Genomic DNA, 21,043 nt, shown 5'->3' with positions numbered 1-21,043 from the left:
ATGCTGTGGCGTATTTCGTATTTCCTGCTCTGGCAGATGGCGGGTGGTGGCCTGGGATGGTGGCAGGGCGGCCCCTGGGGCGCGGCCCTGGGCGCGGCCTTGGCGGGCTGGGCCTGGTTTGTATGGGACCTGCTGCGCGGTGCCCGCGTGCTGCGCTGGCTGCGCACGGGCGACCTGGCGGAAGTGCCTGCCATGCGCGGCATCTGGGGCGAGGCGGCGGACCGCGCTCGGCGCCTTCTGCGCAGGCAGCAGGCGCAGATCCGCGACAGCCAGGACCGGCTGCAGGAAATCCTGGCGGCGCTGCAGGCCACGCCCAACGGCGTGGTCTTGCTGGATGCGCAGGGCCGGATCGAGTGGTGCAACCAGATGGCGGCCAACCAGTTTGGTTTCGATGCCCAGCGCGACGTGATGCAATCGATCGGCAACCTGGTGCGCGACCCCGAGTTCACGGCCTACTTCGCCGCCCAGGACTTCACCCACGATGTGGTGCTGGAAGGGCGCTTCAGCACGCCCTCGCGGCCCGTGCGCATCTCGGTGCACCTGCACCCCTACGGGGACGGGCGCACCTTGCTGCTGTCGCGCGATGTCACTGCGCTGGAGCAGGCCGAGGCCATGCGGCGCGACTTTGTCGCCAACGTGTCCCATGAGATCCGCACGCCCCTGACGGTGCTGGCCGGTTTCGTCGAAACCCTGCAGACCCTGCCGCTGAATGCCGATGAGCGGGCGCGCTATCTGGGCATGATGGCGCAGCAGGCGCTGCGCATGCAAAGCGTGGTGCAGGACCTGCTGACTCTGTCGCGCCTGGAGGGCAGCCCGCCGCCCGGCATGGCGGAGTGGACGCCCGTGCAGGCGCTGATGCAGCGGTGCGAGGAAGAGGGCCGCGCATTGTCCGCCCTGCTCACGCAGAACCAGCCGCGCCAGCATGTGATGATTTTTCCGGCCGTGGACAGTCTGCGTGCCGAAGGCGATATCGCGGGCGTGCCCGCCGAGCTGCAGAGCGCGCTGTCCAACCTCATCAGCAACGCCGTGCGCTACACGCCCGCGGGCGGATCGATCACGGTGGCCTGGCAGCGCAAGGAGGACGGCCGTGCCGTCTTCTCGGTGCAGGACACGGGGCCGGGCATCGCGCCGGAACACCTGCCGCGCCTGACGGAGCGCTTTTACCGCGTGGACCGCAGCCGTTCCCGCGAGACCGGCGGCACGGGCCTGGGACTGGCCATCGTCAAGCATGTGCTGCAGCGGCACGGCGCCACGCTGGACATCTCCAGCACCCTGGGCAAGGGCTCGGTGTTCGCGGTCACCTTCCCGGCGAACCGGTTGCGTGTTTTCTCGCTGCCGGATTGACCGCACGCCAGAGCATCGCCAGGAACAGCGCGGCCGTCGCGACCAGCGCCGCTGCGCTCGCGGCCCAGAAAGGCGTAGGCGATGGCTCGGCGGCCCACGGCCCCAGGCCACGATAGGCCAGCAGGTAGCCGCCCCCCAGGCCGGCGCCCCACAGCAGCACGCAATACACCACCAGCGGCGCCACCGTAATGCGGTAGCAGCGCAGCACGAAGACGCACAGTGTCTGCAGCGCATCGGCCGCGTGGTAGGCGGCCACCCACACCATGACCCCTCCCGTCAGGGCCACCACGCCGGTGTTGCCGGAGTACACGCCCCCAATCTGGTCTTTTGCTATTAATAATATAGCTGCCAGCGCAATACCGATAAGTGCTGAGAGCTTGAAACCTATGAAAACCACCTGGCGTGCCCGCGCAGGTTCGCCCGCCCCCAGCCAGTAGCTGACGCGGGCGCTGGTGGCGATCGCCAGCGACAGCGGCACCATGTAGAGCACGGCCGCCACATTGGCCGCAATCTGGTGGGCCGCCGACGCCGTGGTGCCCTGGCGCGCGATGAACAAGGCCATCAGCGTGAACGAGGTCACCTCGACCATGACCGCGAGCCCGGCCGGGATGCCCAGCCGGGCAAAGCCCGCGATGGTGGGCCAGTGAGGGGGTTCCATGCGGCGCCAGATGCGCAGGGGCCCATAGAGATCCTGGGTGCGCAGCAGCCAGACCGCCACCGCAAGCATGCTGCAGTTGACCACTAGCGTGGCCCAGGCGCATCCGACCACGCCCAGCGCGGGCAGCCCGCCGCCGCCGAAGGTGAACCAGACCGACAGGGGCAGCTTCACGAGCAGCGATCCCACCTGCAGCCAGGTCACCAGCTGGGGGCGGCCCAGGGCCTGGTTCAGGGTGCTGTAGATCCGAAAGAGCAGGGCGGGTGGCAGCGCCAGGGCCAGCACGGCCAGGTAGCTCTCCACCTCGGTGCGCAGGGCGGGGGGCACCTCGGTCCAGCGCAGCAGGGGCCCCGGCGACAGCAGGATGGCCATTCCCAGCAGCGATGCCGCGCCGCAGAGGTACAGCGCCTGCCGCAGGGAGCGGCCCAGGGCGTCGGTCTGCCGGGCGCCGCGCTGTTCGGCCCATACCGGCAGCAGGGCCTGCAGAATCCCGATCAGCGCGACATACACGCTGATGAAGATGGCCGAACCCACCGACAGCGCGGCCAGCGAGGATTCCGCATGGCGCCCGGCAACGATGGTGTCCGTGACACCAAAGGCCATCACGGCCAGCTGCCCCGCCAGCACCGTCACCGCGTGGCGCGAGATGCCCGACAGTTCAGACATCAGCGCGCAGGCCCTGCGCGGCGAAACACCAGGAGGTGGTCGTTCTTGTCGGTGGGGCGGGGAATGGTGGCCCGGGCTTCCCAGCGCGCCGCGTTGACCATGCGCTCGGAAGGCGGCCAGGACGCGATGTCTGCCACCAGCCAGTCGCACTCGTCCTGCAGTCCCGCCCGCTGGAGCGAAAGGCCGCCGTGGTACTGCAGTGCCGCCACCTGGGCGCGGTTCAATCCCACGGTCTGCACGCAGCCCGGTGCCGGCCCGAGTGCCGCCATCACGCTGCGAACCTGGGGCCGGTAACTGCGGGCGTAGTCCAGAAGCGGCAGCCACAGCGTCATGAGCAGCAGCCAGCCCAGCGCCGCGCCGCCGGCGGGCAGCACCAGGCTTTTCCAGATCGGGGCCCGGTCGCGCGAAGCGCGCCACCAGACCAGGCTGCACCAGCCCACGGTGGCCGCCAGGGCCACGACCAGGGCCAGCGCGGAGAACTCCGGCACGAAGCCGGGGGCCAGCTTGGCCACATTGGCGGCGGGCTTGGCGGGAAACCCCGTCTGCATGGCGATCCAGATGACCCAGATCGCCAACGCCGACACCGTGAAGAACAGCAGCGTGAACCAGTCGATCAGGGCGCCCACGCTGCGGCGCAGCGTGGGCAGCGCGAAGGCCGCCAGCGCGGCCATGGCGGGCAGGCCCAGCAGCAAGGCCCGGTCGGCGGGCTGGGTGGTGGCGGTGGCGGCGACGGATACCGCCACAAACCACAGCGGAAGCAGCAGGTGCCGGTGCCCCTGGCGGCTGACGATCTGCTTGCGCCAGCGCCACAGGGTCCACAGGGCCAGGGGCCAGGCGGGCCATCCAAACCACAGCAGCAGCCGTGCCAGGCTCTGCCACTCCTTGCCCCCGGAGCCGGAGCCCACGATCCGCCAGCGCCAGAGGTCCAGGCCCCAGGCCAGCAGCGCCGCCGCCAGCGTGACCGCCGCGAGGGCCAGCGCCCACCGCAGGCGGCGGTCAGAACCGCTGCCGGGCGCATACACCACCACCGCCATGCTGCCCAGCCCGAGCAGGGCCGCGAGCGCGGGAGCCCCGGCCAGCGTCAGGCCGGCCATGCCGGCGACAAGCGCCATGGCGGGCGCGACCGTGCGGTGCGGCATGGCAGCCACGGCGAAGAAGAGCAGCGCCGTGCAACTGAGCTGCGCCAGGTAGCTCGTCACCTCATGCGACAGCTGCGCCAGGCCCAGGCAGGCAATCAGGGCCAGCAGGCCGCCATCGGCGATGGCGCGGGCATAGTCGGGCGGGTTGGCTTCGCCGCCGAAGGCGAAGGCCACGGGCTGGGCCCCCGGGCTGCGCGCGAGGTAGTACACGGCATACCAGGTGGCGGTCAAGGTGATCGCCAGCAGGGCCGCGAACGGAAGGCGCACGGCCATCTCGGCGGACACCCACTGCGGCGCCAGCTGGATGGCCCACGCACCCAGCCAATACGGAAGCAGCCCCTCGGTTTCCGGAGGCATGCCCCCGAGCAAGGGGCTGAGCCACGGAGTGCGCCCCTGTGCCAGCTCCAGCATGTACCCAAATGCCGTGACATCCGCGCTCTTCCAAGGATCGCGCCCGATGAAGCCCGGCACGACGTAGGCGATGCACAGCAGCATCAGCGCCCAGCGTGGAAGGGGGCTGACGGCGTTCTGGGTGACGATGGCGGGGGTCGGTGGATTCACGCGTCAGGGGGCGGCAAAAGCGGAGCCACCGAGAATAATGGCAAAAGCATAGAAAAAGGCAGCGCGGTTGCCCGGGCTGCCTTTGTGGCGGAGCGCAGAAGGCGAATTACTTCGCTGCGGTCTTGCCGAAACGGTTGCGGAAGCGCTCGACGCGGCCACCCATGTTGTCCACGGACTTTTGCGTGCCGGTGTAGAAGGGGTGCGATTCAGAGGAGGTGTCCAGCTTGAACAGCGGGTATTCCTTGCCTTCGAAGGTTTCCATTTCCTTCGTGTTCACGCACGAACGGGTCACGAACTTGAAACCGTTGGACAGGTCCGAGAACAGGACTTCGCGGTAGTTGGGGTGAATGCCTTCTTTCATGATCAATCCTTGTCAAGTGCGGGAGCCGTGCTGAACCCGGTGCAACCTTTGCGCCGTGGAACATCCAGCGTACTTTCCGCAGAAAAAGCCCTCTATTATGGCACAGGGCGAATACGTGTCTTCTTCAACGTCGCTGCGCATCCGTCACAGCGATGGAAACCGGCGCGGCCCAAGCCCAGTGCCACCGTGGAACTGGCTCTGCCAGGCCACGGGTGGCGTCCCCCTCCGGGGGAAGGCGCCGAAGGCGACTCAGGGGGGCTTACCCGCCTCGTCGCATCATGTCGAAGAAGTCCACATTGGTCTTGGTGGCCTTCATGTTCTTGATCATGAGCTCCATGGACTCGATCTCGTCCATGTTGTACATGAACTGGCGCAGGATGCGGGTCTTTTGCAGGATCTCGGGCGCCAGCAGCAGCTCTTCGCGGCGGGTGCCGCTCTTGTTGAGCTCGATGGCCGGGAACACGCGCTTTTCGTACAGGCGGCGGTTCAGGTGGATCTCGCAGTTGCCGGTGCCCTTGAATTCTTCAAAGATCACTTCGTCCATGCGGCTGCCGGTGTCGACCAGCGCGGTGGCGATGATGGTGAGCGAGCCACCTTCCTCGACCTTGCGCGCGGCGCCGAAGAAGCGCTTGGGGCGCTGCAGCGCGGCGGCGTCCACACCACCGGACAGCACCTTGCCGCTCGACGGCACCACGTTGTTGTAGGCGCGGGCCAGGCGGGTGATGGAGTCGAGCAGGATCACCACGTCCTTCTTGAGCTCGACCAGGCGCTTGGCGCGCTCGATCACCATCTCGGCCACGTGCACGTGGCGCGCGGCGGGCTCGTCGAAGGTGGAGGCGATGATCTCGCCCTTCACCGTGCGCTGCATTTCGGTCACTTCTTCAGGGCGCTCGTCCACCAGCAGCACCATCAGGTGCACGTCGGGGTTGTTGGCCGTGATGGCGTGGGCGATGTGCTGCATCATCACCGTCTTGCCGCTCTTGGGCGGGGCGACGATCAGCGCGCGCTGGCCACGGCCGATGGGCGCGATGATGTCGATGATGCGGCCGGTGATGTTCTCTTCGCTCTTGACGTCGCGCTCCAGGCGCATCTGCTCCTTGGGGAACAGGGGCGTCAGGTTTTCGAACATCACCTTGTGCTTGTTCTGCTCGGGCGGGCCGTCGTTGACCTTGTCGAGCTTGGTCAGGGCAAAGTAGCGCTCGCCGTCCTTCGGGGTGCGCACTTCGCCTTCGATCATGTCGCCGGTGTGCAGGTTGAAGCGGCGCACCTGGCTGGGGGAGATGTAGATGTCGTCCGTGCTCGCCGTGAAGCTCGTGTCCGGGCTGCGCAGGAAGCCGAAGCCGTCCGGCAGGATTTCCAGCACCCCGTCCGCGAACACCTGCTCTCCCGCCTTGGCGCGCTTCTTGATGATGGCAAACATCAGCTCCTGCTTGCGCATCCGGCCCGTGTTTTCGATTTCGAGTTCTTCGGCCTGCTTCAGGACTTCAGACACGTGCAGTGCCTTGAGTTCGTTTAAGTGCATGGAATGACTCCTTGGCGGAGCTGGTATGAATCTTGGGGGAGGAGGGCTGGTGCCGGATGGGCTGCTGTTTGCAGGTCCGGCTTGCCGGGGATCTCGGTCCGGCTGCCAATGCGTGCAGGCCGGTGATCTGGGGGAATTATGACAGGAAAAAAAGCAGGGGATTCACGCGGGCCGGATTCGGTGGGCGCCGGGCTGGCGGCCCGGGCCATGCACCTTCATCAAGAAAGCCCCGCATGCCGGGTGATCGCGTGCGGGGCCGGGACCGGGGCTGGGCCGTCGGTCAGGCCAGTTGCTGGTCGATGAAGGCGGTCAGCTGTGCCTTGCTCATGGCGCCCACTTTCGTGGCGGCCAGCTGGCCATCCTTGAACAGCATCAGCGTGGGGATGCCGCGGATGCCGAACTTGGCGGGAATCTCGCGGTTCTCGTCCACGTTCATCTTGGCGATCTGCAGCTTGCCCTGGTAGGTGCCCGCGACTTCGTCCAGGATGGGGGCAATCATTTTGCAGGGGCCGCACCATTCGGCCCAGTAGTCCACCAGCACGGCGGTGCCGGGTTTCAGCACGTCGGCTTCAAAGCTGGCGTCAGAGACATGTTTGATGAGTTCGCTGGCCATGGCGGATTCCTTGTTTTTGAGCGGGTTGTGACCGGTGTACGTTTAAAGTCTGGGCATTGTGACAGAAACCAATCCCACGTTCACCGGTGTGGCCGGGCCCTGCGACGCTATGACTGTCATAGCGAAAAGCGATCAGTGCGCAGCCCTGGTGCCCCTGTGGCGGCGCGTGCTGGGACAGGTGGCCGGGCACCTGCGCCAGCAGGGCGCGCATCCCGCGCGCACGGTGGTGCTGGTCCCCTATGCCCAGCTCATGCCGTGGGCGCAGCGCTATTGGGCCCTGTTCCATGCGGACGGTTTTGCTCCCCGGTTTGAAACAACGCGCAACTGGGCACGGCAGCTGGCGGCGTTCGTGCCCATGGGCGACGACCTGGCCGGGGATGTGGCGCGCGACACCTTGACGGCGCGGGCGCTGCTGGACCGCGCGGGCCTTTCGGCCCAGCGCGACGTGCTGGCCGCGCCGCTGCAGGAGGCCGCGGCGCAGCTGGCGACCGTGGTGGCCGCGGTGCCGCCCGCGCAGCGGCCAGCATGGGCCGCGCATGCGCGCGGCCTGCTGCCCGAGGCCGATGGCGCCTCGGCGCTGCGCTTCGAGGCCGTCGTGGCGCGCATTGCGCTCGAATGGGTGCTTGCCTCGCGCCATGCCACCGATGTGCTGTTCGAGGCCGGCGTGCGGGAGTCCGTGGACGCGCTGGTGGTGCTGCACGGGTTCCAGGCAGAACCCCTGGCGCAGGCCTTGCAGAACCACTGGGGCGACAAGGCCACGGCCCTGGCGCTGCCTCCCGGGCCTGGCGATCCAGGTCCCATGGGGCGGGTCGCGCTGCATGCCGCGCAGGATGCCGAGGACGAAGCCCAGCGGGCCGCCGCCTGCGTGCTGGCGCATGTGGCGGCGGGCCGCACACCGGTGGCGCTGGCGGCCAACGACCGGGCTCTCACGCGCCGCATTGGCGCGCACCTGGCAAGCTCGGGCGTGGCGGTGCGCGACGAAAACGGCTGGACACTGTCCACCACCCGCGCCGCCGCGCAGCTGATGGCCGCACTCAAGGCCTGCGCATGGGATGCCCGTGCGGATGAAGTGCTCGACTGGCTCAAGCACGCCCCCGCCGTGGCGGCGCCAGCGCTCGATGCGCTCGAGCGCGCGCTGCGCAAGGCCCCGGTGGCGAACTGGGCCGGTGCGGCGCAGCGCGACTGGTCCGGCAAGCCGGCCCTGGCGCAGTGCGTGGCGCTCGCGCAGGGCTGGCGTGAGGGCCTGCGCGCGCCCCGCCCGCTGGCGCAGTGGCTGCAGGCCCTGCGCCTGCTGCTGCAGGCCAGCGGCCAGTGGGCGCAACTGGAGGCGGATGACGCGGGCGCCCGCGTGCTGGCCGCGCTGCGCCTGCAGGCGGGGCAAGAGGCCGAGCTCGACGGCTGGGACAGCGCGGGGCGGCCCATGGCGCTCGCCGAATTCACGCGCTGGGCCAGCGAGGTGTGCGAGGCCGCGCGCTACGTGCCGGCCCTCGCGGGCGATGCGCCCGTGGTCGTCCTGCCCCTGCCGCAGCTGCTGGCACGGCCGTTTGCAGCGCTCGTGCTGCCCGGGTGCGACGAAAAACGCCTCCAGTCGTCACCGGAGCCCACGGGCGACTGGACCACGGCCCAGCGCGAGGCCTGGGGCCTGCCCACGCGCGGATCGCTCGAGGCCGCCCAGCGCGCGGCCTGGCACTACGCCCTGCAGACACCCGAGGTGGATGTGCTGTGGCGCACGGGCGACGAAGGTGGCGAACCCCTGCTGGCCAGCGCGCTGGTGCTGGCGCTGCACCTGGATGGCGCCGCCCGCCCAGGCACCGATGGGCGCCGCGCGCGCACCGTGCCGGCCGCGCCCACCCCGCGCCCCGGGCCCGACGGGAGTGCCCTGCCTGTCCAGCGCCTGTCGTCCACGGCCTATTCCGACCTGCGGCATTGCCCCTACCGCTTCTTTGCGCTGCGCCAGCTGGGCCTGCAGGAGGCCGACGAGCTGGCCGCCGAGGTGGACAAGCGCGACTTCGGCAACTGGCTGCACGCGGTGCTGCAGCACTTCCATGAGGCGCTGCTGGCCGAGCCGACAGACGACGCGGGCGGGCGCGCGGCGCGCATGGACAGCGCCGCGCAGGCCGTCACGCTGGAGCAGGGCCTGGGGGAGGGCGACTTCCTGCCGTTCGCCGCAGGCTGGCCGCAGGTGCGCGATGGCTATCTGCGCTGGCTTGTGCAGCATGAGCAGTCTGGGGGGCACTTCCGGCAGGCCGAGGTGCAGACTACCCAACCGCTGGGCGCCCTGCAGCTGGTGGGCACCATCGACCGCATCGATGCCATCTCGTCCACCGGCGAGCCCACGCCGCTGGTCATCGACTACAAGACCGAAAACGACACCGTCACGCGCAAGCGCATTGGCGCGGGTGCCGAAGACACCCAGCTTGCTTTCTACGCAGCCTTGCTGAGCCACGACACGCTGCGCGCCGCGTACGTGAACGTGGGCGAGCGGGGCGAGACGCAGATGCACGAACAGGAAGAGGTGGTGCACCTGCGCGACCTGCTCGTGGAGGGCATTCAGCACGACTTCGAACGCATCGCTGCGGGCGACCCCATGCCCGCGCTGGGTGAGGGCATGGTCTGCGACTACTGCGTTGCGCGCGGCCTGTGTCGCAAGGATTTCTGGGAATGAACGCTGCCTACGAACACAACGGCCACCCCGTCTCCCGCGAGGCCTTCTACGCCATCGCCTGCGACCCGGCGCGCAGCGTGGCCGTGGAGGCCTGCGCGGGCGCGGGCAAGACCTGGATGCTGGTGTCGCGCATGCTGCGTGCCTTGCTCGATGGCGCCGCGCCGCACGATATCCTGGCCATCACCTTCACCAAGAAGGCGGCCGGTGAAATGCGCCAGCGCCTGCAGGAATGGCTCGAAGCCTTTGCCCAGGCCCCCCTGGAAGACCTCACCCGCGAGCTGGTTGCCAGAGGAATCAGCCCCGAGCGCGCTCTGGACAAGCGCGAGGTGCTACAAAATTTATACCGCCAGATGCTGGCCAGCGGCCGCCCGGTGCAGATCCGCACCTTCCACAGCTGGTTTGCCGCGCTGCTGGGCACGGCCCCGCTGGCGCTGCTGCAGGCGCAGGGCCTGCCGGCCAACTTCGAACTGCTCGAAGACGATGCCGAAGCCGTGCGCGAGGTGTGGGCCCCGTTCCTGCACACCGTGGCCACCAGCGCCGGCCTGCGGGCCGACTACGAGGCCGTGGTGGCCCGCCACGGCCGCTCGCAGACCCACAAGGCGCTGGCGGCGGCGCTGGCCAAGCGCGTGGAATTCGACCTGGCCGACGCGGCGGGCGTGCTCGATGCCTCGGTGCCTTCCTTTCAGGCGCACTGCCCGGAACTGGCGGGACTGGATGAGCCCGCCGGCGCGCTGCAGGGCGATGCCTGCCACCAGCGCTGGCTGGCGCGCGCCAGGGCGCTGGGGGCCGAGACCAACAAGACACCCCAGAAGGCGGCGGATGCCATCGTGGACGCGCTGGCCTGCGGCGACCCGAACCTGCGCCTGGACCTGCTGCGCAAGGCGATGTTCGTGGCCAAGGAAGATAGGCTGTCCAAGAACCTCGAGAAGTTCGCAGCCGCCCAGGAAGCCGAGCCCGAGCTGCAGCGCCTGCTGCTGGCGCGGCGCCAGCACGAGGCCTGGCAGCACCAGCAGCGCATGGCCCGCCTGGCACGCTGCCTGATCCGCGAATTTGCCGCCGTGAAGAACCGGCACGGCTGGGTGGACATGAACGACGTGGAGCGCACGGCGCTGGTCATGCTGTCCGATCCCATCCTCTCGGGGTGGGTGCAGGAGCGGCTCGATGCGCGCGTGCGCCACCTGCTGGTCGACGAGTTCCAGGACACCAACCCGCTGCAGTGGCAGGCGCTGCACGCCTGGCTGTCGGGCTATGCGGGTTCGGGCGGCGGCGCCAGCGGCCAGACGCCGCCCAGCGTGTTCATCGTGGGCGACCCCAAGCAGAGCATCTACCGTTTTCGCCGCGCCGAGCCACAGGTGTTCATCGCCGCGCAGGCCTTCGTGCGCCATGGGCTCGCGGGCGACCTGCTCAGCTGCGACCACACGCGCCGCAACGCCACGGGCGTGATCGCCGCCGTGAACCACGTCATGGGCACCGCCCAGGCGCAGCACGAGACCAGCGGCTTTCGCGACCACACCACCGAGTCCAGGGACCCCGGCGTGCTGCTGCGCCTGCCCGCCATCCTGCCGCCGGATGCCGGCAGCGGCGGCGCGGGCGCGGACCCTTTCGCCTGGCGCGACAGCCTGACCGAGCCCCGCCACGAGGCCGAGGAAACCCAGCGCATGCGCGAATGCACACAGGCCGCCGCGTGGGTGGCGGCGCAGATCGCGCAGGGCACGCCGCCCCACGAAGTGCTGGTGCTGGCCCGCAAGCGCGACCGGCTCGCCGCCCTGCAGGAGGCCCTGCGCGCCCTGCACCTGCCCTGCGTGCAGCCCGAGAAGGCCGACCTGTTCGACGCGCCCGAGGTGCAGGACATCGTGGCGCTGCTCGATGCGCTGGTGTCCACCGGGCACGACCTTTCCCTGGCTCGGGCACTCCGCTCGCCCCTGTTTGGCTGCGGCGACGAGGCCCTGGTGACCCTGGCGCTGCTGCGCCGCCAGCCGGAACACGCTGCCTGCAGCTGGTTTGATTTGCTACAGAAAAGTGAGCTGCTACCGCATGAAATGAAAGCGCTGGGGCCCGTTTTGGCTCAATACAGGGCCTGGGTGGATGGCCTGCCCCCGCACGACGCGCTGCACGCCATCTACCAGCACGCCGATGTGCTGGCCCGCTTCGCGGCGGCCGCCCCCGCCGCGCAGCGCACCGCGGTGCAGGCCAATCTGCGCGCCTTGCTGTCGGCCGCGCTGCAGCACGACGGCGGCCGCTACCTCACGCCCTACGCCTTTGTGCGTGCCATGAAAAAGGGCGGCGTGCGCGCACCGGGCCGGGTGGATGCGCAGGCGGTGCGCCTGCTCACCGTGCACGGCGCCAAGGGGCTGGAGGCGCGCTGCGTGCTGCTGCTGGACACCGACACCCGCCCCCAGAAGGCCGAGACCATGGGCGTGCTGGTGGACTGGCCCGGCGAGCAGGCCGTGCCCAGGGCGTTCGTCTTCCTGGCCAGCGAATCGAACCCGCCGCCCAGCGCCGTGGAAGTGCTGGCCGCCGAGCAGCAGGCCCGCCAGCGCGAAGAGCTGAACATGCTCTACGTGGCGATGACGCGGGCCAAGCACTGCCTGGCGCTGTCCAGCGTGCAGCCGGCCGCATCCGCGCCGGGCAGCTGGTGGAACCGCCTGGCGCCGCTGGCGGCCGAGATCGCCGTGCAGGAGGGCCCTGGCGCGCCCGGGGGCGAAACCCTGGCCGGGCCGGGCCGCCACGATCACTTCATGCTGGCGGAGCTGCCGCCGCTGCCGGAGCACCTGCGCGCGGCGCCCGCCGCGGGGCCGGTGGATGCCGACCGGGCCGCCGACCCCGGCGATGCCACGGCTGCCTCCACGCCGCAGTCCCGGCTGGGCGAGGCCATGCACCAGCTGCTGGAGCAGGCGGGCGTGGCGGGGGCCCCGCTGGTGGAGCTGCGCGCCCAGGGCTGGCCGCCCGCGCGGGTGGCGCGGCTGGCGCGGGATTTCGACATCACCATCGCGGCCGCGCGGCACGCCGCGCTGACCGCGCAGCGCATCCTGGCGGGCGAAGGCGCCTGGGCCTGGGAGGCGTCGGCCGTGGACACCGCCATCAACGAGGCGCCCTTGCGCTACCAGGGCCTGAGCCTGCGGCTGGACCGCCTGGTGCATTGCCACCAGCCGCCCGAACGCGCCGGGTGGTGGGTGCTGGACTACAAGAGCGCGGCCGAGCCCGAGCGCCAGCCCGCGCTGCTGGCCCAGCTGCAGCGCTACCGCAGCGCCGTGCAGGGGCAGACGCCCGGCGAGCGCGTGCGCGCGGCCTTCCTCACGGGCGACGGGCGCCTCGTGCCCGTGCCCGACGCCGTGCCAGCCGGGCCCGATGCAGTGCAGGGCGCAGAGGCCGTGCTGCGGCATACTCTCGCCCCCGCCGCGCAGGAACCCGGGGCCGTGCCGCCGCCGCTGCCCCTGCCGCGGGGACCCGGCCCCGACGATTCGCCCCAGGGTTCCCTGTTCTGACGCTTTTTTCCCGATTGCCGGCCTCCCATCCAAAGGTTTTCCCCATGAATGTTTCCCTTCCTCCCGCCCCCGACGACGTGGCCGGCCTGCACTGCGACGTCGCCATCGTGGGCGGAGGCCCCGCCGGGCTCATGGCCGCCGAAGTGCTGGCGCAGGCGGGCGTGGCGGTGCATCTGTTCGACGCCATGCCCTCGGTGGGGCGCAAGTTCCTGCTGGCGGGCAAGGGGGGGCTGAACCTCACGCATTCCGAGCCCCATGCGCCGTTCGCCGCCCGGTTTGCGGAGCGCCAGCCGCAGGTCGAGCCCTGGCTCACCGCGTGGGGCGGGCCCGAGATCCGCGCCTGGGCGCAGGGGCTGGGGGTGGAGACCTTCGTGGGCACCTCGGGCCGGGTCTTTCCGGCCGACATGAAGGCCGCCCCGCTGCTGCGCGCCTGGCTGCAGCGCCTGCGGGGGCAGGGCGTGGTGTTCCACATGCGCCGCCGCTGGCTGGGCTGGGCGGACGATGGCGCGCTGCGCTTCGCCGCGCCGTCGGGCGAGGAGCGGGTGCAGGCGCGCGCCGTGGTGCTGGCGCTCGGGGGCGGCAGCTGGGCGCGCCTCGGCTCGGACGGCGCCTGGGTGCCCCTGCTGGCCGGGCGTGGGCTTGCCGTGGCGCCGCTGCGCCCCGCCAACTGCGGTTTCGACGTGCTTCGTGGGGATGTGCCTGCGGGGGAGACGCGCCGCGCGTTCCTGCAGGAGCTCATCGGCCGCACACCTGCTCCCGCCACGGGCTGGACGCCCCACTTCGCCGGGCGGTTCGCGGGCCAGCCGTTCAAGACGGTGGCATTGGCGTTCACCGACAGCCAGGGCCGCGCCTTCAGCCGCCGGGGCGAGTTCGTGGCCACGGCCACGGGCGTGGAGGGCAGCCTGGTCTATGCCGCATCGCACCTGCTGCGCGACGAGATCGAGGCCCACGGCCATGCCACTTTTCACCTGGATCTGCTGCCCGACCACACGCCCGAACGCGTGCTGGTGGAGGTGCGCCATCCACGCGGGTCGCGCTCGCTGTCCAGCCATCTCAAGAGCCGCCTGGGGCTGGACGGCATCAAGGCCGGCATCCTGTACGAGCACCTGGGCAAGGACGGGATGAACGACCCCGTGGCGCTGGCCCACGCGATCAAGGCGCTGCCCGTCACGGTGGTCGCCGCGCGGCCGCTGGACGAGGCCATCAGCACCGCGGGCGGCGTGGCTTTTGACGCGCTCGATGCCCGCCTCATGGCCGCCGCCGCGCCCGGCGTGTTCTGCGCGGGGGAGATGCTCGACTGGGAAGCCCCCACCGGCGGCTACCTGCTCACGGCTTGTCTGGCGAGTGGTCGCGTGGCCGGGCACGGCGCGCTGGACTGGATTCGCCAACGCGGGGTGTAGCTTTCGGCGGCTCCTTCATCCAGATGGAAGTTCCCTTCGGCGTTCAAAACTGACACGCCGCCACCGCCACCGTGGATCCGGCTGCGCCGGTCCACCGGAGGCCTCCCCCCGGGGGGCAGACGCCGCAGGCGGCTCAGGGGGCTCAGGGGGGCTCAAAACTTGGCGCGGTAATACAGCATCGGGCCGCCCTTGCGCGCCCGCAGCACCAGGCGCGATCCGCCCTGCAGCTGCACGCCGATGGCGCCAAACTCGGGCACCAGCCCCCGGGTGCGGGAGGAGGCCCATTGCACCTCCACCCGGGTTCCATACATCGGCGGCTGCGACTGCCAGATCATGCCCATCGCGTCCTGGGGCTGGCCTGCCGGGAGAGGACGTGTCCAGGCGGAAATGTCCAGATGGCGCCCACTGTCCAGGCGGGACCGCCAGCGAACCCCGAGGTCCAGGCTGGCGGGGGGCAGGGCGCCGCCCGCCAGGGGGGCGCCAGCGGCCGAGGGTGCCGGCGCGCTCATGCCCAGCGACAGCCCGAATCGGCCCCCGCTATCGGACGTTTCGGGCGTGAGCCAGCGCGTCACGCCGATGTGCTGCGTGCTGTTGAAGCTGCTGCCCGGCTGGGCCGCTCCCGAGGTGGCCCATGGCGGGGCCGTCTCGCCCATGCTGGGCAGCTCGACGCTGTGGACCTCGTACGCGGCGGAAAGGCGGGCCGTTTCCTGCTCCAGGCTGGCCCGCGCCTCGTCGGCGAACTGGGAGTCGGCTCCCCAGGCCGCGCCCGCGACGGCCAGGCACAGCCAGCCCACCACCGGGCGCCCGGGCAGCATGCGGGCCAGGGCTTGCGGCCGGCGCGCACGCGCCGGCAAGGCGCGCCGGTAACGGAAGGAAAAAATCACTTGCGCAGTCAGGGGGGTTGACATGGCGGCACCCGATGAAAAGAAAGGATGAAGCGATGCAACAAAGTGTGCGCCTGCCGCCCGGGGCGGCGCAATCCCGAAAGCCGCAAAACAGCGTGGGAAAGGACTGACATGCGCTCGCGCCGCGTGCCTGTGCGCGCAGGAGGCGGCCAGCGCATGCCACGAAGGGGAACGGGGTGGGGGAGGGGATGCGCGACAACACCGCGCCAGGAATGCCGCTCGCGGGCACGCCGCGCAGGCAAGAAAAGAGAAGTTGACGAGCCTTACCCCCGGCACTGGCTCCACAGTTAGGGCTGCTTGGTTCCCCACCTGACCCGGTTGGCCGCTTCACCATGCGGGGAGGCCCGTCAGGATGGGATTCTACCTCCTGAACAGGACGCCATTTTTTACTCCTCTCGAATGGCCTGCAATTGCAAAGGGCGACGACGCCAGCGCGGCGTTGCCCACGCCAGGGGCGGCCCCTGGGCGGCGTGTCTGGCGTGGGCGCGCGAGCCGGTGCCGGGCGGCGCAGGGCTTTCGCGGATGGCGGGCCGCGGCACCCAGACCCGGTACGCCATGGGCCCTAGAATCACCCCCCATGTCCTATCTCGTGCTCGCCCGCAAGTACCGCCCCCGCAATTTCACCGAAATGGTGGGGCAGGAGCACGTGGTGCAGGCCCTGACCAACGCGCTCACCCAGCAGCGGCTGCACCATGCCTACCTGTTCACCGGGACGCGGGGCGTGGGCAAGACGACGGTGTCGCGCATCCTGGCCAAGTCGCTCAACTGCCAGGGGCCCGATGGGCAGGGCGGCATCACCGCCACGCCGTGTGGCGTGTGCGCGGCCTGCAGCGACATCGACAGTGGCCGGTTTCCGGACTACACCGAGCTCGACGCGGCCTCCAACCGGGGCGTGGACGAGGTGCAGAGCCTGCTGGAACAGGCTGTCTACAAGCCGGTGCAGGGCCGCTTCAAGGTCTTCATGATCGACGAAGTGCACATGCTCACGAACACGGCGTTCAACGCCATGCTCAAGACGCTGGAAGAGCCGCCCGAGTACCTCAAGTTCGTGCTCGCCACGACCGACCCGCAGAAGGTGCCGGTCACCGTGCTTTCGCGCTGCCTGCAGTTCAACCTGCGTCCCATGGCGCCGGAGACCGTGCTGTCGCACCTCACGCAGGTGCTGGCGTCGGAGAACGTGCCGGCCGAGCCCCCGGCGCTGCGCCTGCTCTCGCGCGCGGCGCGTGGCTCCATGCGCGATGCGCTGTCGCTCACCGACCAGGCCATCGCCTTTGGCAGCGGCCAGCTGCAGGAGGCCGCCGTGCGCCAGATGCTGGGCGCGGTGGACCGCTCCTACGTGTTCCGCCTCATCGACGCGCTGGCCCGTGGCGATGGCAAGACGGTGGTGGAAACCTCGGACACGCTGCGCCTCAATGGCCTGTCTGCCGCTTCCACGCTGGAAGAGATGAGCGCCGTGCTGCAGCGCATGGCCGTGTTCCAGGCCGTGCCGCAGATGGCGGCTGCCGTGGATGCCGACGACCCCGAGGCGGCGGAAACGGCGCGGCTTGCCGGCCTGATGCCCGCCGACGAAACCCAGCTGCTCTACAGCCTGTGCCTGCACGGGCGCGGCGAACTGGGCCTGGCGCCCGATGAGTATGCGGCGCTGACCATGGTGCTGCTGCGCTTGCTGGCGTTCAAGCCTTCGGGCGAAACGGCTGAAAAAAAAACTCTGACGCGGCCTGAAGCGGCGTCTTCTGGCCCGCCACCGGCGGTTTCCGCGGTGCCCGCGGCGGCGGATGCCGCCATGCCGGCACCCGTGGTTGCCCCGGCCCTGGCCGCCGCGCCACCTCCCCAGGTGCCGGCGGCTTCGCCGGAGCCCGCCGTGGCCCCGGCGTTGGCGCAAGACGCCCCTTCACCAGAATCCGCCGATGCCTCCGAGCCACCTCCCTGGCCGGGCTCGGACGAGCCGGGCGCCGCGGCGCCTGCCCCCTCGGCCGCCACCGCGCTGCCGGTGCGCACGTCCGATCGGTTTGAGCGAAATCGGCCCCCAGCGCAGTCCTCGCATGCGCAAGGTGCTCCTGAATTCGTAGCGATTCCGGTGCGCGAGACGCCCGAACCCGGGGAGCGGCTGCAACCGCTGCCGCTTTCGGCCCCCGCGCCTGTTTCCGCGCGCTACACGCCCACCGAGGAGGGCGATGTCTGGCATGCCACCGTGCAGCAGATGGTGGCGGCGGAATCGATCACCGCCCTGGTGCGTGAGCTGGCCCTGCAGTCGCAGCTGGTGGCGCGCGACGGTGGCCACTGGCTGCTGCGCGTGGAGCGCGAGTCGCTCAATCAGCCCACCGCCCGCGAGCGCCTGCGCGCCGCGCTGGAGGCCGCGGGGCACGCCACCCAGATCAGTGTGGAGGTGGGCAATGTCATCGACAGCCCGGCCCGCCGCAATGCGGCCGCCGCTGCCGAGCGCCAGCGCCGCGCCGAAGAGATCGTGAACAACGACCCCTATGTGCAATCGCTGATGCGCGACTACGGCGCGAGAATCGTGCCGGGCAGCATCAAGCCTGCGTGAGATGAAGCTCCCCCTGAGTCGCCTTCGGCGCCTTCCCCCTCTCTCGCTTCGCGGGAGGCGGACGCACTCGGTGGCCTGGCACGGCCAGCTCCACGAGTGCACTGGATTGGGGTGTGCCAGTTTCGACGGCCGCTGACATTGCACAGCACAATACCGTGCATCTCGGATACCGAATCTCTGTCCCTTCGTGGGAATCGATCAACCAGAAAGAAGCAAAGGAAACACACCATGTTCAACAAAGGACAACTCGCCGGTCTCATGAAGCAAGCCCAGGCGATGCAGGACAACCTCAAGAAGGCGCAGGACGAGCTGGCCTTCATCGAGGTGGAAGGTGAATCGGGTGCCGGCCTGGTGAAGGTGCTGATGACCTGCAAGCACGACGTCAAGCGCATCACCATCGACTCGAGCCTGCTGGCCGAAGACAAGGACATGCTCGAAGACCTGGTGGCTGCGGCGTTCAATGCGGCGGTGCGCAAGGCGGAGGAGACTTCGGCGGAGAAGATGGGCAAGCTGACGCAAGGCATGCCAGGCCTCCCCGGCGGCATGAAATTCCCCTTCTGAGGCTGGCTGCCGAGCGGGCGATCTGCGTCGTTGGGCGGTGCTCGCAAGCCTCACGTACAGGAAGTACGCTGCGGTTCCCGCGCTCCGGCCGCCTGGCAGCTGATCCCGCTCGCTACGCCCTTGAGGGCGGAGTTTTTGAAAACCAATACCTGCATGTCTGCTTCCGATTCCCTTGATGTCTTGATCCAGGCGCTGCGCCGGTTGCCGGGGGTGGGGGTGAAGTCTGCGCAGCGCATGGCGTTCCATCTGCTGCAGCATGACCGGGAGGGGGCGCTGGCGCTGGCGCGGGCGCTGGGCGAGGCGGTGGGCACCGTGCACCATTGCGCGCGCTGCCATACGTTCACCGAGGCCGAGGTGTGCGGCACCTGCCTGGACCCTGCGCGCGACGCCACGCGGCTGTGCGTGGTGGAGACGCCGGCCGACCAGGCGGCGCTGGAGCGCACGGGGGCGTTCAAGGGGCTGTACTTCGTGCTCATGGGGCGCCTGAGCCCGCTCGACGGCATCGGCCCCAAGGAGATCGGCCTGCAGAAACTCATGGGCCGCGCCACCGATGGCACGGTGCAGGAGGTCATCCTGGCGACCAATTTCAATGCCGAAGGCGAGGCCACGGCCCATGTGATCAGCGAGGCGCTCAAGAGCCGGGGGCTGCACGTGACGCGGCTGGCGCGCGGCGTGCCCGTGGGCAGCGAACTGGAATATGTGGACCTGGGCACGATTGCGCATGCGCTGGTGGACCGCCGCTAGGCCCTGCGTGGAAAAAGGGCGCCACGGCGGCTAGAATACTCACAATTTAATAGCTGCCAGCGCTTATCTATAAAGCGCTGGGGCCCGAAAAGGCTTGAAAATGAATACCACCATGCATGTCGCACGGTTCACAGTGGCCTACTGGTGCGTGCTGATCGCGGCACTGCTTCCCATCGCCTGTGCCTGGCTGGCCAAGAGCGGCAGCTTCGGCAAGCCGCGCAAGGACGGGGGTTTCGACAACCGGGACCCCCGCGCCTGGATGGCCCGTCAGACCGACTGGCGGGCCCGCGCCAATGCGGCGCAGGCCAACAGCTTCGAGGCACTGCCGTTCTTCATCGGCGCCGTGATCATTGCGCACCTGCTGGGGGCGGGGCAGACATTGCTGGACATCCTGGCATTTTTGTATGTCATGTTGCGCATCTTCTACATCATGATGTACGTTTCCGACATGCCCACCGTGCGCAGCGCGATCTGGGCCGGGGCGTTTCTGGTCAACATCGCCATCCTGTTCGTCGGCTACCGCTGACCCGCACCGCGCCTGGCTTGCAAAGGGCCAGGACGGCCGGTTCGCCCGGGGCCGTAGCCCCTGTTTTTCGACCCTGGTACGTAGAAACCCGCTGGGAATCCCCCTGATGCGGGCTGGCCCGCTCTGCGGCACGATTGTTGCAATGCAGCATCGATATTTTTCCGGATTGCCATGACCCGCCCCTTGCTCACCCGCCGCGCCTTTGGTGCCGTGTCCGCCCTGTCGGCGGCCGCGGTGTTCGCGCCGGCCGCCGTGCGGGCACAGGCCGAAGGCGCGGCACTGGGCAATGTCACGATCGCCGTGGGCGGGCAGGGCGTGCTCTACCACCTGCCGCTGGCGCTCGCTGTCCAGCTGGGCTATTTCCGCGCCGAGGGGCTGGACGTGACGGTGCGCGATTTCTCGGCCGGCGCGCTGGCGCTGCAGGCGGTGCAGGAGGGCGCGGCCGATGTCTGTGCCGGCGCCTTCGAGCACACCATCCGCCAGCAGGTGCGGGGCCAGGCGTTCCGGTCGCTGGTGGTGCAGGGGCGCGCGCCCCAGCTGGCACTGGGGGTCTCGCTGCGGTCGCTGCCGGCCTACAAGGATCTCGGCGACCTGCAGGGGCGGCGCATCGGGGTGTCGTCCGCGGGGTCGTCCACGCACCTGGCGGCCAGCCTGGTGCTGGCGCGCGCGGGCCTGGGCCCGCGCGATGTGGCCTTTGTCGGCGTGGGCTCCGGCACGGCCGCGATGAATGCGCTGCGCTCCGGCCAGGTGCATGCGCTGTGCCATGCCGACCCGATCATGACGCTGCTGGAGCAGAAGGCGGACACCCGCATCGCGGCCGACATGCGCTCGCTCAAGGCCGCGCAGGAGATGTTCGGCGGCGCGATGCCCGCCAGCTGCCTCTATGCGCCGCAGGCCTTCCTGCAAAAGAACGCCGCCCAGGCCCAGGCGCTGGCCAACGGCATCGTGCACGCCCTCAAGTGGCTGCAGACCGCGGCCCCTGCCGACCTTGTCAAGGCCGTGCCCGCGGGCTACCTGATGGGCGACCGGGGGCTGTACCTGGCCGCCTTCAGCCGCGTGCGGGAAACCTACTCGCCCAACGGGGTGATGCCCGACGATGGCGCGGCCACGGCGCTGCGCGTGCTGGCGCGCGTGCACCCCGAGCTGGGAGATTTCAAGGTGGAGCTGGCGCGCACCTACACCAACGACTTCGTGCGCAAGGCGCGCCAGAAATTCAGCGTCTGAACGTGCGGCGGCGCCTCTCGGGGGCGCTTTGCGGCGGCCGTTGCCGTGGGGCGGGGGCAGGGCGCTGGAGACATGAAGTGAGGCCGCCCATTCCGTGTGGCGCCTGCGGCATCCGGGTCGGGAAGAT

15 protein-coding genes and 1 other RNA gene are annotated in these 21,043 nt (G+C 69.9%); 9 read left to right on the top strand and 7 right to left on the bottom strand.

Features of this window, described 5'->3' with window-relative positions; genetic code table 11:
- Positions 1–1,344: a phosphate regulon sensor histidine kinase PhoR gene (gene phoR / locus AC1RCS_RS17295; RefSeq protein ID WP_492245447.1), complete on the top strand. Its 1,344-nt coding sequence runs from the start codon at positions 1–3 to the stop codon at positions 1,342–1,344.
- Here phoR and AC1RCS_RS17290 read toward each other — a convergent pair.
- The 5 genes from AC1RCS_RS17290 to trxA all read right to left on the bottom strand — a co-directional run bounded on the left by AC1RCS_RS17290 (position 1,298) and on the right by trxA (position 6,861).
- A complete protein-coding gene (locus AC1RCS_RS17290) occupies positions 1,298–2,665 on the bottom strand; it encodes an MATE family efflux transporter (protein ID WP_369642785.1) in 1,368 nt (455 codons plus the stop codon). The two genes, phoR and AC1RCS_RS17290, sit on opposite strands and share 47 nt — an antisense overlap.
- A complete protein-coding gene (locus AC1RCS_RS17285) occupies positions 2,665–4,365 on the bottom strand; it encodes a hypothetical protein (RefSeq protein WP_369642784.1) in 1,701 nt (566 codons plus the stop codon). The genes AC1RCS_RS17290 and AC1RCS_RS17285 overlap by 1 nt, the downstream gene beginning before the upstream one ends.
- 106 nt (positions 4,366–4,471) lie before the next feature.
- Complete coding sequence (locus AC1RCS_RS17280; protein ID WP_008906759.1) at positions 4,472–4,726, bottom strand: type B 50S ribosomal protein L31; 255 nt, start codon at positions 4,724–4,726, stop codon at positions 4,472–4,474.
- A 259-nt stretch (positions 4,727–4,985) separates the two neighbouring features.
- Positions 4,986–6,248 carry a transcription termination factor Rho gene (gene rho / locus AC1RCS_RS17275; protein ID WP_056067265.1) on the bottom strand — a complete coding sequence of 421 codons (1,263 nt, stop codon included), beginning with the start codon at positions 6,246–6,248 and terminating at the stop codon, positions 4,986–4,988.
- A gap of 280 nt (positions 6,249–6,528) precedes the next feature.
- Positions 6,529–6,861, bottom strand: a complete 333-nt coding sequence (trxA, locus tag AC1RCS_RS17270; RefSeq protein WP_218297655.1) for a thioredoxin TrxA — start codon at positions 6,859–6,861, stop codon at positions 6,529–6,531.
- A gap of 109 nt (positions 6,862–6,970) precedes the next feature.
- Here trxA and AC1RCS_RS17265 point away from each other — a divergent pair, with 109 nt between their 5' ends.
- From AC1RCS_RS17265 to AC1RCS_RS17255, 3 genes are read left to right on the top strand one after another with little or no spacing between them, the layout of a single operon-like run.
- Complete coding sequence (locus AC1RCS_RS17265) at positions 6,971–9,526, top strand: PD-(D/E)XK nuclease family protein (protein WP_492245448.1); 2,556 nt, start codon at positions 6,971–6,973, stop codon at positions 9,524–9,526.
- Entirely contained in the window at positions 9,523–13,011 is a 3,489-nt protein-coding gene (locus tag AC1RCS_RS17260) for a UvrD-helicase domain-containing protein (RefSeq protein ID WP_492245449.1), read from the top strand. Before AC1RCS_RS17265 ends, AC1RCS_RS17260 begins: the two co-directional genes overlap by 4 nt.
- A gap of 44 nt (positions 13,012–13,055) precedes the next feature.
- Positions 13,056–14,411 (top strand): TIGR03862 family flavoprotein, encoded by a 1,356-nt coding sequence (locus AC1RCS_RS17255; protein WP_492245450.1) that lies wholly within the window; start codon positions 13,056–13,058, stop codon positions 14,409–14,411.
- Between the two features lie 152 nt (positions 14,412–14,563).
- On the opposite strand, the gene AC1RCS_RS17250 is transcribed toward AC1RCS_RS17255, so the two are convergent.
- The gene (locus AC1RCS_RS17250) at positions 14,564–15,319 is read right to left on the bottom strand and encodes a hypothetical protein (protein WP_492245451.1); all 756 of its coding nucleotides are present in this window, start codon (positions 15,317–15,319) and stop codon (positions 14,564–14,566) included.
- 249 nt (positions 15,320–15,568) lie between these two features.
- Positions 15,569–15,665: signal recognition particle sRNA small type (gene ffs, locus AC1RCS_RS17245), an RNA gene on the bottom strand.
- A 228-nt stretch (positions 15,666–15,893) separates the two neighbouring features.
- Here ffs and dnaX point away from each other — a divergent pair.
- The 5 genes from dnaX (at position 15,894) to AC1RCS_RS17220 (ending at position 20,916) form a co-directional block, all read left to right on the top strand.
- Complete coding sequence (gene dnaX / locus AC1RCS_RS17240; RefSeq protein ID WP_492245452.1) at positions 15,894–17,861, top strand: DNA polymerase III subunit gamma/tau; 1,968 nt, start codon at positions 15,894–15,896, stop codon at positions 17,859–17,861.
- A gap of 228 nt (positions 17,862–18,089) precedes the next feature.
- Positions 18,090–18,422, top strand: coding sequence for a YbaB/EbfC family nucleoid-associated protein (locus AC1RCS_RS17235; RefSeq protein ID WP_492245453.1), 333 nt, complete (start codon positions 18,090–18,092; stop codon positions 18,420–18,422).
- Positions 18,423–18,575: 153 nt separating this feature from the next.
- Complete coding sequence (recR, locus tag AC1RCS_RS17230) at positions 18,576–19,166, top strand: recombination mediator RecR (RefSeq protein WP_218297650.1); 591 nt, start codon at positions 18,576–18,578, stop codon at positions 19,164–19,166.
- Between the two features lie 100 nt (positions 19,167–19,266).
- Positions 19,267–19,692, top strand: coding sequence for an MAPEG family protein (locus AC1RCS_RS17225; protein WP_218297649.1), 426 nt, complete (start codon positions 19,267–19,269; stop codon positions 19,690–19,692).
- 171 nt (positions 19,693–19,863) lie between these two features.
- The gene (locus AC1RCS_RS17220) at positions 19,864–20,916 is read left to right on the top strand and encodes an ABC transporter substrate-binding protein (protein ID WP_492245454.1); all 1,053 of its coding nucleotides are present in this window, start codon (positions 19,864–19,866) and stop codon (positions 20,914–20,916) included.
- Positions 20,917–21,043 lie beyond the last annotated feature (127 nt).

Source organism: Acidovorax sp. GW823-FHT01C06 (assembly GCF_058798375.1).
This window is presented reverse-complemented; position numbering and strand designations above follow the sequence as displayed.